This is a genomic window from Streptomyces sp. NBC_01707 (genome assembly GCF_041438805.1).
Classification (GTDB): Bacteria; Actinomycetota; Actinomycetes; order Streptomycetales; family Streptomycetaceae; genus Streptomyces.
The window spans coordinates 3,084,277-3,097,959 of sequence record NZ_CP109190.1; the positions used below are offsets into that span (position 1 = coordinate 3,084,277).

General features: G+C 63.5%; 6 protein-coding genes, 1 tRNA gene and 3 rRNA genes. 3 read left to right on the forward strand and 7 right to left on the reverse strand.

The genetic code is table 11. The features are described from left to right. The first annotated feature begins 200 nt into the window (after positions 1–200). Complete coding sequence (locus OG963_RS13700; RefSeq protein WP_093777384.1) at positions 201–2,828, forward strand: SpoIIE family protein phosphatase; 2,628 nt, start codon at positions 201–203, stop codon at positions 2,826–2,828. A 129-nt stretch (positions 2,829–2,957) separates the two neighbouring features. Here OG963_RS13700 and OG963_RS13705 read toward each other — a convergent pair. From OG963_RS13705 to thyX, 7 genes are all read right to left on the reverse strand, one after another. Then, positions 2,958–3,030 (reverse strand) — tRNA-Thr (locus OG963_RS13705). 202 nt (positions 3,031–3,232) lie between these two features. Further along, a 5S ribosomal RNA gene (rrf, locus tag OG963_RS13710) occupies positions 3,233–3,349 on the reverse strand. A gap of 79 nt (positions 3,350–3,428) precedes the next feature. Continuing rightward, a 23S ribosomal RNA gene (locus OG963_RS13715) occupies positions 3,429–6,554 on the reverse strand. Positions 6,555–6,852: 298 nt separating this feature from the next. Next, positions 6,853–8,378, reverse strand: a 16S ribosomal RNA gene (locus OG963_RS13720). The 16S, 23S and 5S rRNA genes sit together here with 1 tRNA gene alongside, the layout of an rRNA operon. 622 nt (positions 8,379–9,000) lie before the next feature. After that, positions 9,001–10,686 carry a ribonuclease J gene (locus OG963_RS13725; RefSeq protein WP_030933171.1) on the reverse strand — a complete coding sequence of 562 codons (1,686 nt, stop codon included), beginning with the start codon at positions 10,684–10,686 and terminating at the stop codon, positions 9,001–9,003. Between the two features lie 129 nt (positions 10,687–10,815). Then, positions 10,816–11,715 (reverse strand): 4-hydroxy-tetrahydrodipicolinate synthase, encoded by a 900-nt coding sequence (gene dapA / locus OG963_RS13730; protein ID WP_093779684.1) that lies wholly within the window; start codon positions 11,713–11,715, stop codon positions 10,816–10,818. Between the two features lie 152 nt (positions 11,716–11,867). Continuing rightward, complete coding sequence (thyX, locus tag OG963_RS13735; protein ID WP_093779682.1) at positions 11,868–12,605, reverse strand: FAD-dependent thymidylate synthase; 738 nt, start codon at positions 12,603–12,605, stop codon at positions 11,868–11,870. 186 nt (positions 12,606–12,791) lie between these two features. On the opposite strand from thyX, the gene OG963_RS13740 reads away from it, so the two are divergent. Then, entirely contained in the window at positions 12,792–13,031 is a 240-nt protein-coding gene (locus tag OG963_RS13740; RefSeq protein WP_030933181.1) for a hypothetical protein, read from the forward strand. 94 nt (positions 13,032–13,125) lie between these two features. Continuing rightward, on the forward strand, positions 13,126–13,677 hold the full coding sequence (locus tag OG963_RS13745; protein ID WP_030933184.1) for a hypothetical protein: 552 nt from the start codon (positions 13,126–13,128) through the stop codon (positions 13,675–13,677). The last annotated feature ends 6 nt before the right edge of the window (positions 13,678–13,683 follow it).

Sequence of the window (13,683 nt, forward strand, 5' to 3'; positions counted from 1 at the left end):
TCGAGGTGGAACCTCCAACGGTTGTCCCTCATCCCTCCGTTGGGAAGCCCACACTTGTCCATTCGCCGACCACATCCTGGTCGCCCGTGTCCGAACCCGGCCCTCGTGTACCCGGGACCGAGACCGAGCGTCTAGCCTGGCTAAGCGAATCGAAGCGGCGAGAAACGGGCACAGGACTCGGGGAAGCGACGAGACACCATATGGGGAGTGCTGTGATCACCGCGCGCGCGGCTGCCACCTTCGACCCGGTCGGGCGCTCCGTCGCGACCGCCCGCGCCTTCGTGCGTGACACCCTCCAGGGCTGGGGGTACACCGACATCGTGGACGACGCGGTCGTCCTCACCAGCGAGCTCGTGACCAACGCGGTGGTACACGCAGGCACCGCCGCCGACGTGCTGTGTCTGCGTACGGAGGACGGCGTCCGGGTCGAGGTCTCCGACCACTATCCGGAACGGGAGATCCCGCTCCAGAGCACCGGTCTGGACTTCGGCAGCCCGGACCGGGAGAGCGGCCGGGGTCTGCTGCTCTGCGCGGCGCTCGCCTCCCGGTGGGGCGTCGAGTACTCCCCGACGCACAAGCATGTGTGGTTCCAGCTCGAACTCCCCGAACGCCCGGTGGGCATCCGCTCCGCAGGCCCCCTGCTTCCCACCGATCTCCTCCCGGTCGCCGACGAACGCGTAAGGGTCGCCGTCGTCCAGATCGACAGCTCCGGTTCCATCGCTGCCTGGAACGACGACTGCGCGTACCTCTTCGGCTACAGCGTGGATCAGGTCACCGGCAAGCAACTCACCGACTTCATGGCGTGGCCGCACACCCCCGGCACCAACACGGGCATCGCCGACGCGCTACAGCTCTCCCGCTGGGAGGGCAGTTACGGGATTCGCGGCGCCGACGGCCGCACCATCCCGGTCTATGCCTCGCACCTCAGAGTCCGCGACACCCAGGGCGAACCGTCGACGGTCTGCCTGCTCGTCCGCGACTACGAGCGCGCCGTACTGCAGTCCCCGGTCCGCACCCCCGTCTCCGACGTCGGCGCCGAGAGCCGCACCACGGACCCGTTCGAGGTCTTCATCGGCTCCCCCGCCCCCGACGACCTCGACGGACTGCTCCAGCGCACCGTCGAGCGGGCCCGCGACATGCTCGACGCGGATTCGGCCTTCCTGCTGCTGGCCACGGACGACGAGACGGAGCTGGAGGTACGGGCCACGACCGGTCTTCCGTCCGCCCGTCAGCGCTTCGCCCGGGTCCCTGTCGAGGCCGGCACCGGACGGTACGGATCCGCCCGGATGCCCGCCGTCCACGAGGACCTCACCGCCGTGCCCGGGGCCGTACCCCTGCTCGGCGGGACCGGGATGCGCTCCGTGGTCACCGTCCCGCTCAAGGTCGAGGGCCGGCTCACCGGCTCACTCGGTGTCGCCGCCGAAGCGCCGGGCCGATACACCAACGAGGAGGCCCTGCGCCTCCAGTTCGCCGCCGACCGCATCGCGCTCGCCGTCGAATCGGCCCGCCTCGGCGAACTCGAACGGCTTCGCCGCGGTTCGCTGTCCTTCCTCGTCGAGGCCTCCGACCTCCTTGCCGGCACGCTCGACCGGGACCAGACACTGGCGCTGATGGCCCAGATGACGGTCCCCACCCTGGCCACCTGGTGCGCCGTCTACACGATCGCCGACCAGTCCTCGGAGCCGTACCTCTCGTATGTGCTGCACGAGGACGAGGAGCTCATCGACGGCCTCAAGGCACTGCTCTCCAAGATCTCCCCGCCGGACCCCGTGCCGACACCCGGCGCCCGGGTCTGGACCGCACCCTCCGAGGCCGCCCACGAGGCGGCCCTGCGTACCTCCATGCGCAGCCTCGGCCTCAGCGAGTCCACCGCTCTCGGCGCCGGCGTCCGCACGACGCTGGCCACCGCGGCAGCTGTGGGCGGCGAGACGGTGGTCCTCCCGCTCGTCGCCCGGAACCGCGTGATCGGCATGCTCACGCTCGGCAAACCGTCCGACGACCACTTCCGCCAGGAAATCCTCGAACTGGCCGAGGACCTGTCCCGCCGTGCCGCCCTCGCCCTCGACAACGCCCGGCTCTACTCGGAGCGCATGGCGATCAGTCAGTCCCTGCAGCGCAGCCTGCTGCCGCCGGGTCTCCCCGATGTCCCCAATGTCGAGATCGAGGTCATCTACCGGGCGGCCGGCGAGGGCAACGAGGTCGGCGGCGACTTCTATGACGTCTTCCCGATCCGCGACGGCGCATACGGCTTCGCCATCGGTGACGTATGCGGTACGGGCCCTGAGGCCGCGGCCGTCACGGGCCTCGCCCGCCACGCCCTGCGACTGCTCGCCCGAGAGGGCTTCGGCGGCCCGGCCGTCCTGGAACGTCTCAACGCCGCCATCCTCGACGAGGGCTCCCGCAGCCGCTTCCTCACCCTCCTCTACGGAGAGCTGTGGCCACAGAAGGACGGCAGCGCCCTGCTCAAGGTGGTGTGCGCCGGGCATCCCCTGCCACTGCGCCTGCGCCAGGACGGGACGGTCGAGGCAGCCGCCGAGCCGCAGCCGCTGCTGGGCGTCATCGAGGACCTCGACCTGTACGAGCAATCGGTCACCCTCTCCCCCGGCGATGTCCTGCTCTGTGTGACCGATGGCGTGACCGAACGCCGTGAAGGCACCCGCATGCTGGGGGACGACGGCCTCGCCGACGTTCTCACCACGTGTACGGGCCTCACAGCCGGAGCGGTGGCGTCCCGTGTCCTGCGGGCCGTCGAACGCTTCGCCGCCGAACCGGCCTCCGACGACATGGCCATCCTGGCGATGCGGGTCCCGGAGCCGCACACGGCCTGACGGCGACTCACCGGTGAGTTGCTCGCCGCCCCGGCACCGGCAACCCGGTTCACCTCAGGACGATTGAGCATGAAGGCACCGGACATGGGAAAGGCCCCCGCCATCGGCGGGGGCCTTTCCCATTACCTGAGCCCCAATACGGAATCGAACCGTAGACCTTCTCCTTACCATGGAGACGCTCTACCGACTGAGCTATTGGGGCCTGTTGCGCGGTGGCAACGAGATAGAGCATACCCCGAACCCAGGGATATCCATAACCACACGCGGCCCAAGTTCAAACCTTCTTGTGGGCCCCTGCCTCGCCCGCCCTACAGCCCGAACAGCGGCCCTGACCGCGGCGAGCCGGCACCTGATAAACACAGAAAAGCCCCGCACCAGAGGTGCGGGGCTTTCCCGGAATAATTGTTCGGCGGCGTCCTACTCTCCCACAGGGTCCCCCCTGCAGTACCATCGGCGCTGAAAGGCTTAGCTTCCGGGTTCGGAATGTAACCGGGCGTTTCCCTAACGCAATGACCACCGAAACACTATGAAATTAACCAACACCGGGCAACAACACGGCCGTTCGTTATTTCAGAACTAACACAGTGGACGCGAGCAACTGAGGACAAGCCCTCGGCCTATTAGTACCAGTCAGCTCCACCCGTTGCCGGGCTTCCACATCTGGCCTATCAACCCAGTCGTCTACTGGGAGCCTTAACCCCTCAAAGGGGGTGGGAACACTCATCTCGAAGCAGGCTTCCCGCTTAGATGCTTTCAGCGGTTATCCTTTCCGAACGTAGCCAACCAGCCATGCCCTTGGCAGGACAACTGGCACACCAGAGGTTCGTCCGTCCCGGTCCTCTCGTACTAGGGACAGCCCTTCTCAATATTCCTACGCGCGCAGCGGATAGGGACCGAACTGTCTCACGACGTTCTAAACCCAGCTCGCGTACCGCTTTAATGGGCGAACAGCCCAACCCTTGGGACCGACTCCAGCCCCAGGATGCGACGAGCCGACATCGAGGTGCCAAACCATCCCGTCGATATGGACTCTTGGGGAAGATCAGCCTGTTATCCCCGGGGTACCTTTTATCCGTTGAGCGACAGCGCTTCCACAAGCCACTGCCGGATCACTAGTCCCGACTTTCGTCCCTGCTCGACCCGTCGGTCTCACAGTCAAGCTCCCTTGTGCACTTACACTCAACACCTGATTGCCAACCAGGCTGAGGGAACCTTTGGGCGCCTCCGTTACTCTTTAGGAGGCAACCGCCCCAGTTAAACTACCCATCAGACACTGTCCCTGATCCGGATCACGGACCCAGGTTAGACATCCAGCACGACCAGAGTGGTATTTCAACGGCGACTCCACAACCACTGGCGTGGCTGCTTCAAAGTCTCCCACCTATCCTACACAAGCCGAACCGAACACCAATATCAAACTGTAGTAAAGGTCCCGGGGTCTTTCCGTCCTGCTGCGCGAAACGAGCATCTTTACTCGTAGTGCAATTTCACCGGGCCTATGGTTGAGACAGTCGAGAAGTCGTTACGCCATTCGTGCAGGTCGGAACTTACCCGACAAGGAATTTCGCTACCTTAGGATGGTTATAGTTACCACCGCCGTTTACTGGCGCTTAAGTTCTCAGCTTCGCCGACCCGAAAGTCAGCTAACCGGTCCCCTTAACGTTCCAGCACCGGGCAGGCGTCAGTCCGTATACATCGCCTTACGGCTTCGCACGGACCTGTGTTTTTAGTAAACAGTCGCTTCTCGCTGGTCTCTGCGGCCACCCCCAGCTCATGGAGTAAATCCAATCACCAGTGATGGCCCCCCTTCTCCCGAAGTTACGGGGGCATTTTGCCGAGTTCCTTAACCATAGTTCACCCGAACGCCTCGGTATTCTCTACCTGACCACCTGAGTCGGTTTAGGGTACGGGCCGCCATGAAACTCGCTAGAGGCTTTTCTCGACAGCATAGGATCATCCACTTCACCACAATCGGCTCGGCATCAGGTCTCAGACTTAATGTGTGACGGATTTGCCTATCACACGCCCTACACCCTTACCCCGGGACTACCACCGCCCGGGCTGGACTACCTTCCTGCGTCACCCCATCGCTTACCTAGTACAAGTCTGGTTCGTCGGCTCCACCACTACCCTCAACTCCGAAGAGATCGGGCCGGCTTCACGGACTTAGCATCGCCTGATTCAGTATTGGGCGTTTCAAAGCGGGTACCGGAATATCAACCGGTTGTCCATCGACTACGCCTGTCGGCCTCGCCTTAGGTCCCGACTTACCCTGGGCAGATCAGCTTGACCCAGGAACCCTTAGTCAATCGGCGCACACGTTTCTCACGTGTGTATCGCTACTCATGCCTGCATTCTCACTCGTGAACCGTCCACAACTCGCTTCCGCGGCTGCTTCACCCGGCACACGACGCTCCCCTACCCATCCGTACTCCCGTTGGGGATACATGTACGAATGACACGACTTCGGCGGTACGCTTGAGCCCCGCTACATTGTCGGCGCGGAATCACTTGACCAGTGAGCTATTACGCACTCTTTCAAGGGTGGCTGCTTCTAAGCCAACCTCCTGGTTGTCTCTGCGACTCCACATCCTTTCCCACTTAGCGTACGCTTAGGGGCCTTAGTCGATGCTCTGGGCTGTTTCCCTCTCGACCATGGAGCTTATCCCCCACAGTCTCACTGCCGTGCTCTCACTTACCGGCATTCGGAGTTTGGCTAAGGTCAGTAACCCGGTAGGGCCCATCGCCTATCCAGTGCTCTACCTCCGGCAAGAAACACACGACGCTGCACCTAAATGCATTTCGGGGAGAACCAGCTATCACGGAGTTTGATTGGCCTTTCACCCCTAACCACAGGTCATCCCCCAGGTTTTCAACCCTGGTGGGTTCGGTCCTCCACGAAGTCTTACCTCCGCTTCAACCTGCCCATGGCTAGATCACTCCGCTTCGGGTCTTGAGCGTGCTACTAAAACGCCCTATTCGGACTCGCTTTCGCTACGGCTTCCCCACACGGGTTAACCTCGCAACACACCGCAAACTCGCAGGCTCATTCTTCAAAAGGCACGCAGTCACGACTGTTGCTCCGAAGAACAACAGCGACGCTCCCACGGCTTGTAGGCACACGGTTTCAGGTACTATTTCACTCCGCTCCCGCGGTACTTTTCACCATTCCCTCACGGTACTATCCGCTATCGGTCACCAGGGAATATTTAGGCTTAGCGGGTGGTCCCGCCAGATTCACACGGGATTTCTCGGGCCCCGTGCTACTTGGGTGTCTCTTAAACGAGCCGTCAATGTTTCAGCTACGGGGGTCTTACCCTCTACGCCGGACCTTTCGCATGTCCTTCGCCTACATCAACGGTTTCTGACTCGTCTCACAGCCGGCAGACTATGAAAAAGAGATCCCACAACCCCGCATGCGCAACCCCTGCCGGGTATCACACGCATACGGTTTGGCCTCATCCAGTTTCGCTCGCCACTACTCCCGGAATCACGGTTGTTTTCTCTTCCTGAGGGTACTGAGATGTTTCACTTCCCCTCGTTCCCTCCACACTGCCTATGTGTTCAGCAGCGGGTGACAGCCCATGACGACTGCCGGGTTTCCCCATTCGGACACCCCCGGATCAAAGCTCGGTTGACAGCTCCCCGGGGCCTATCGTGGCCTCCCACGTCCTTCATCGGTTCCTGGTGCCAAGGCATCCACCGTGCGCCCTTAAAAACTTGGCCACAGATGCTCGCGTCCACTGTGCAGTTCTCAAACAACGACCAGCCACCCATCACCCCACCCCTAAGGGCGAGTTCACTGGGGCCGGCAACTGAAGGCAACCTCGCGGCCATACCCTCAGACACCCAACAACGTGCCCGACACGACCGACCATCCCCCACGTTCCACGCCGAAGCAGTACTAGTGAAAAACAACCTGTCGTGCCGAATAGTCAACGTTCCACCCATGAGCAACCACCGTCGAACATTTGCCGACGTAGTGGCCTCTGACCGAGCAAGCCCGGTAAGAAGTGCTCCTTAGAAAGGAGGTGATCCAGCCGCACCTTCCGGTACGGCTACCTTGTTACGACTTCGTCCCAATCGCCAGTCCCACCTTCGACAGCTCCCTCCCACAAGGGGTTGGGCCACCGGCTTCGGGTGTTACCGACTTTCGTGACGTGACGGGCGGTGTGTACAAGGCCCGGGAACGTATTCACCGCAGCAATGCTGATCTGCGATTACTAGCAACTCCGACTTCATGGGGTCGAGTTGCAGACCCCAATCCGAACTGAGACCGGCTTTTTGAGATTCGCTCCGCCTCGCGGCATCGCAGCTCATTGTACCGGCCATTGTAGCACGTGTGCAGCCCAAGACATAAGGGGCATGATGACTTGACGTCGTCCCCACCTTCCTCCGAGTTGACCCCGGCAGTCTCCTGTGAGTCCCCATCACCCCGAAGGGCATGCTGGCAACACAGAACAAGGGTTGCGCTCGTTGCGGGACTTAACCCAACATCTCACGACACGAGCTGACGACAGCCATGCACCACCTGTATACCGACCACAAGGGGGGCACCATCTCTGATGCTTTCCGGTATATGTCAAGCCTTGGTAAGGTTCTTCGCGTTGCGTCGAATTAAGCCACATGCTCCGCTGCTTGTGCGGGCCCCCGTCAATTCCTTTGAGTTTTAGCCTTGCGGCCGTACTCCCCAGGCGGGGAACTTAATGCGTTAGCTGCGGCACCGACGACGTGGAATGTCGCCAACACCTAGTTCCCAACGTTTACGGCGTGGACTACCAGGGTATCTAATCCTGTTCGCTCCCCACGCTTTCGCTCCTCAGCGTCAGTAATGGCCCAGAGATCCGCCTTCGCCACCGGTGTTCCTCCTGATATCTGCGCATTTCACCGCTACACCAGGAATTCCGATCTCCCCTACCACACTCTAGCCTGCCCGTATCGACTGCAGACCCGGGGTTAAGCCCCGGGCTTTCACAACCGACGCAACAAGCCGCCTACGAGCTCTTTACGCCCAATAATTCCGGACAACGCTTGCGCCCTACGTATTACCGCGGCTGCTGGCACGTAGTTAGCCGGCGCTTCTTCTGCAGGTACCGTCACTCTCGCTTCTTCCCTGCTGAAAGAGGTTTACAACCCGAAGGCCGTCATCCCTCACGCGGCGTCGCTGCATCAGGCTTTCGCCCATTGTGCAATATTCCCCACTGCTGCCTCCCGTAGGAGTCTGGGCCGTGTCTCAGTCCCAGTGTGGCCGGTCGCCCTCTCAGGCCGGCTACCCGTCGTCGCCTTGGTAGGCCATCACCCCACCAACAAGCTGATAGGCCGCGGGCTCATCCTTCACCGCCGGAGCTTTTAACCCCGTCCCATGCGGGACAGAGTGTTATCCGGTATTAGACCCCGTTTCCAGGGCTTGTCCCAGAGTGAAGGGCAGATTGCCCACGTGTTACTCACCCGTTCGCCACTAATCCACCCCGAAAGGCTTCATCGTTCGACTTGCATGTGTTAAGCACGCCGCCAGCGTTCGTCCTGAGCCAGGATCAAACTCTCCGTGAATGTTTTCCCGTAATCGGGAGACACATCACGAGAGCGGGACGATCAGCCGGAATAAGACCGATCGTCCACAGCGTCCTCGCTGTGTAATTGCCTACCGGAACCACAAAGGCCCGGCAGGACTTTCAAAGGAACCACCAACCTGCCGAAGCAGGCCGGGGTATCAACATATCTGGCGTTGACTTTTGGCACGCTGTTGAGTTCTCAAGGAACGGACGCTTCCTTTGTACTCACCCTCTCGGGCTTTCCTCCGGGCTTTTCCCTTCGGTCTTGCGTTTCCGACTTTATCAGACTCTTTCGTGTCCGATTCCCGGTCGAAGCGGGTTCCGCTTTCCAGTTCTTCGCTTTCGCGTTTCCCTTTCCGGCGGTTCCAACCTTACCAGACTCATTTTCGTTCCGTTTACCGGTTCGAATTTGATTCCGATTGGCCGTTGGAGTGGCCTTTGCCTTTCGGCGGAACCGACTTTATCAGAAGTTCTGAGTCGGAATTCCCGCCCCTGCGAGGTGACCTCCACGCACGAGTGCGCGGGGTGTTTCCCGATCAGGCGGAGCCGTAAACGTACTGGAGCGGGGCGCCCCGATGCAAATCGGGGACCCCGCTCCGGAGTTCGCTCCTGTCGGGGCGTCAGACCTCGACGACGACGGGGAGGATCATCGGGCGCCGGCGGTAGGTGTCGGACACCCACTTGCCCATCGAGCGACGAACCAGTTGCTGGAGCTGGTGCGGCTCCACCACGCCGTCCTGGGCGGACTTGTTGAGCGCTTCCTCGATCTTCGGCACGACGGCGGTGAATGCCGCGTCGTCGATCCCGGAGCCCCGGGCCTGGATGTACGGACCACCCGTGATCTTGCCGGAGGAGCTGTCGACCACGATGAAGACCGAGATGATCCCCTCGTCACCGAGGATGCGACGGTCCTTGAGGGAGGTCTCCGTGACGTCTCCGACCGAGAGGCCGTCGACGTACACATAACCGGCCTGGACCTTGCCGACGATCTTGGCCTTGCCGTCGACCAGGTCGACGACGACGCCGTCCTCGGCGATGACGATGTGGTCCTTGGGTACGCCGGTGAGGGCACCCAGTTCGGCGTTGGCCCGCAGGTGGCGCCATTCGCCGTGGACCGGCATCAGGTTCTTCGGCTTGCAGATGTTGTAGAAGTACAGCAGCTCGCCGGCCGAGGCGTGGCCCGAGACGTGGACCTTGGCGTTGCCCTTGTGGACGACGTTGGCGCCCCAGCGGGTCAGGCCGTTGATCACGCGGTAGACCGCGTTCTCGTTGCCCGGGATCAGGGACGACGCGAGGATCACCGTGTCGCCCTGGACGATCCGGATCTGGTGGTCGCGGTTGGCCATGCGGGACAGTGCGGCCATCGGCTCGCCCTGGGAACCCGTGCAGACCAGCACGACTTCGTCGTCCGGCAGGTCGTCGAGGGTCTTGACGTCGACGACCAGGCCCGCGGGGACCTTCAGATAGCCGAGGTCACGGGCGATGCCCATGTTGCGGACCATCGAACGGCCGACGAAGGCGACCCGGCGGCCGTACTCGTGTGCCGCGTCGAGGATCTGCTGGATGCGGTGCACATGGCTGGCGAAGCTCGCCACGATGATGCGCTTCTGGGCGTTCGCGAAGACCGTGCGCAGGACGTTGGAGATGTCCCGCTCAGGCGGCACGAAGCCGGGGACCTCTGCGTTCGTCGAGTCGGAGAGCAGAAGGTCGATGCCTTCTTCGCTCAGCCGGGCGAAGGCGTGCAGGTCCGTGAGACGGCCGTCCAGCGGAAGCTGGTCCATCTTGAAGTCACCGGTCGCGACCGCCATGCCCGCGGGCGTGCGGATGGCGACCGCAAGCGCGTCCGGGATGGAGTGGTTGACCGCGATGAACTCGCAGTCGAAGACGCCGATGCGCTCGCGCTGGCCCTCGGCGACTTCGAGGGTGTACGGACGGATGCGGTGCTCCTGGAGCTTCGCCTCGATCAGGGCGAGGGTCAGCTTGGAGCCGATGAGCGGGATGTCCGGCTTCAGCCTCAGCAGATACGGGACACCACCGATGTGGTCCTCGTGGCCGTGCGTGAGGACGATGCCCTCGATGTCGTCGAGACGGTCCCGGATCGTCGTGAAGTCCGGCAGGATCAGGTCGATTCCGGGCTGCTCCTCCTCGGGGAAGAGCACTCCGCAGTCGACGATGAGCAGGCGGCCGCCGTACTCGAAAACCGTCATGTTGCGGCCGATTTCGCCGAGGCCGCCCAGTGGAGTGACGCGGAGGCCACCCTTCGGGAGCTTCGGCGGGGTGCCGAGTTCGGGGTGCGGATGACTCAAAAGACTCTCCTTACCACGCGCGCCACGTACCGCTGAGGCACGTGGCGCGCATGTCAATCGTGCACTTGCTGTTGTCTGTGTTGTCGCTGTTGCGAGATTTCTTCGCGTATTCAGTTGTGAAGTCTGTGGTTACAGCTGTACCCCACCGGCGGCGAGATCGATCTTGAGCTGCGCCGTTTCCTGTGCGGTGAGTTCCACCAGAGGGAGGCGGAGCGGGCCGGCGGGCAGGCCCTGGAGGGCGAGCGCGGCCTTGGTGGTGATCACACCCTGGGTGCGGAACATGCCGGTGAAGACCGGCAGGAGCTTCTGGTGGATCTCCGTGGCCTTCTGGACGTCTCCGCCGAGGTACGCCTCGATGAGGGCGCGCAGGTCGGGGGTGACGACGTGGCCGACGACGGAGACGAAGCCGATGGCGCCGACCGAGAGCAACGGCAGGTTCAGCATGTCGTCGCCGGAGTACCAGGCGAGGCCGGACCGGGCGATGGCCCAGCTGGCGCGGCCCAGGTCGCCCTTGGCGTCCTTGTTGGCGACGATGCGCGGGTGCTCGGCGAGCCGGACCAGCGTCTCCGTGTCGATCGGCACACCGCTGCGGCCGGGAATGTCGTAGAGCATCACCGGCAGACCGGTGGCGTCCGCGATGGCCGTGAAGTGACGGAGGAGGCCTTCCTGCGGCGGCTTGTTGTAGTACGGCGTCACCGCGAGAAGGCCGTGGACGCCGGCACGCTCAGCCGTACGGGCCAGTTCGACGCTGTGGCGGGTGTCGTTCGTGCCGATACCGGCGACGACATGGGCCCGGTCCCCTACGGCTTCCAGGACAGCCCTTACGAGCTGGTCTTTCTCCGCGTCGCTGGTGGTCGGGGACTCGCCGGTGGTGCCATTGATGATCAGGCCGTCATTACCTGCGTCCACCAGATGGGCGGCGAGCCGCTGGGCGCCGTCGAGGTCGAGTGCGCCGTCCGCCGTGAAGGGCGTGACCATAGCGGTGAGGACCCGCCCGAAGGGGGTCTGCGGAGTGGAGATCGGAGCCATGGGTAACACGCTACTCGTTGCTCAGCGCGCGGTGTCCCCTCGGGGGGACAAGGGATAGGAGCCCGGCACTGCCTGCTCGGGGGTTCAAGCAGTGCCGGGTCCGTTTGATCAGCCTAGATGAACTTCACGAAACGCCGCAATACGGACACCGCCTACGGGGCTACGCGTCCATTTTTGTTGAAGGCTGCATGGGTGAGCGGCATGAGCTGCGCCCACTGCTCCTCCATCTGTTCACCGACCATTTCGATCTCCCGCTGGGGGAAGGACGGCACCTTCGCCAGCTCGTGCTGGGTGCGCAGGCCGAGGAAGTGCATCAGCGAGCGGGCATTGCACGTGGCGTACATCGACGAGAACAGCCCCACCGGGAGCACGGCGCGGGCGACCTCACGGGCCACTCCGGCGGCGAGCATCTCCTGGTAGGCCTCGTACGCCTGGCGGTACGAGTCCTCCATCACACGGCCCGTGAGCTCCTGCTGGGCCGCGGTGCCCTCGACGAACTCGTACTTGCCGGGGCGGCCCTGCTGAACGAGCTTGCGCGCCTCACCGGGGACGTAGAAGACCGGCTCCAGCTCCCTGTAACGGCCTGATTCCTCGTTGTACGACCAGCCGACCCGGTGACGCATGAACTCGCGGAACACAAAGATCGGGGCGCTGATGAAGAACGTCATCGAGTTGTGCTCGAACGGGGACCCGTGGCGGTCGCGCATCAGAAAGTTGATGAGCCCCTTCGAACGCTCCGGGTCCTTGTTGATCTCCTCCAGGGACTGCTCTCCGGCCGTGGAGACACGGGCGGCGAACAGGACGTCGGAGTCGGCCGCGGAGTGCTTCACCAGCTCGACGGTGACATCGCTGCGGAAGCTGGGCTTTGCGGGCTCGGGGGTCTCGGTCACCGGCGGGGTCCTTCCAATTGCGTCGCTCGGGCGGCGCCCACTCTACGGGCCGCCACTGACAACGAGGCACGGAAGGCCCGCCCGGGGATTTCTTCGGCCAATCCGGTGATTCGGGGCACCGAATGGGCGCGGCGCGCGTCTGACTCTCTAGCAGCACCTGTAACAGAGATCAAGGAGAGCTTCCTCATGTTCCGCCGGCGTGAAGCCGTCCCGTTCGCCTTCGTGGCCGAGGCCGACCGATTCCGTAGCAACGTCACGCCACCGCCCCGGCAACGCGCCACCGCCGCCCAGCTGGCAGCCCGTTCCCTCGTAGGACTGACCGTGCTCGCCGGCCTCGCCGGATCACTGATTCTCGGCCTTCCCGCGCTTGCCCCGGCCGACGATCCCTCGCACACTCAGCAGACCGAGGCCGCTCACGGCCCCTGACTCGTACGGGGCCCCTGGGGTGGTAGCCGCGGTGGCCTGCTCGGTAGCCTCACCGGGCACAGCAATCGAGCGTGCTTGTGAGTGAGGATCAGTCGTGCCCCTGCCCTTTCTGACGGCCGACCGCGCGTTTGACGCGAGCGCTGACGACATCGCGCTGCCGTTCGACGACCACGACACCTGGCGGCGCCCCTACCGCCCCGGGCCGTGGCGGGTCGCCGCGGCGGCCACCCTGTTGTTGCTCGCCTCGTTCGTGCTGATCGCAGGAATGATCATCGCGTTCGCCGGGGCGCTGCCCGGTGCGGCGGCATGCCTCGGGCTCGCCCTTGTGGTGATCCTCTGCGCCCTGCGGATGCTCCGGGTCGGTGCCTGGGTGAGCCGGCACGGAGTGCGGCGGGTGGGCTTCTTCATAACGACGACCGTGCCGTGGAACCGGGTCACCGCCGTCCGTACGGTGCAGCAGCCGGTGAAGTGGCTCGGATTCCCGCGCACGGTGCAGGGGCAGGCCCTGATCCTCGTACGTCTGGGTGGCGAGGCCGTCCCGCCGCTGCTCACCGACAGCAACGCGGACTTCCTGGGGCGCAGCGAGGCGTTCGACCGGGCCGCGGACACGATAGAGGCCTGGGACGACGAGTACCGGCACAGCTAGAGCTCC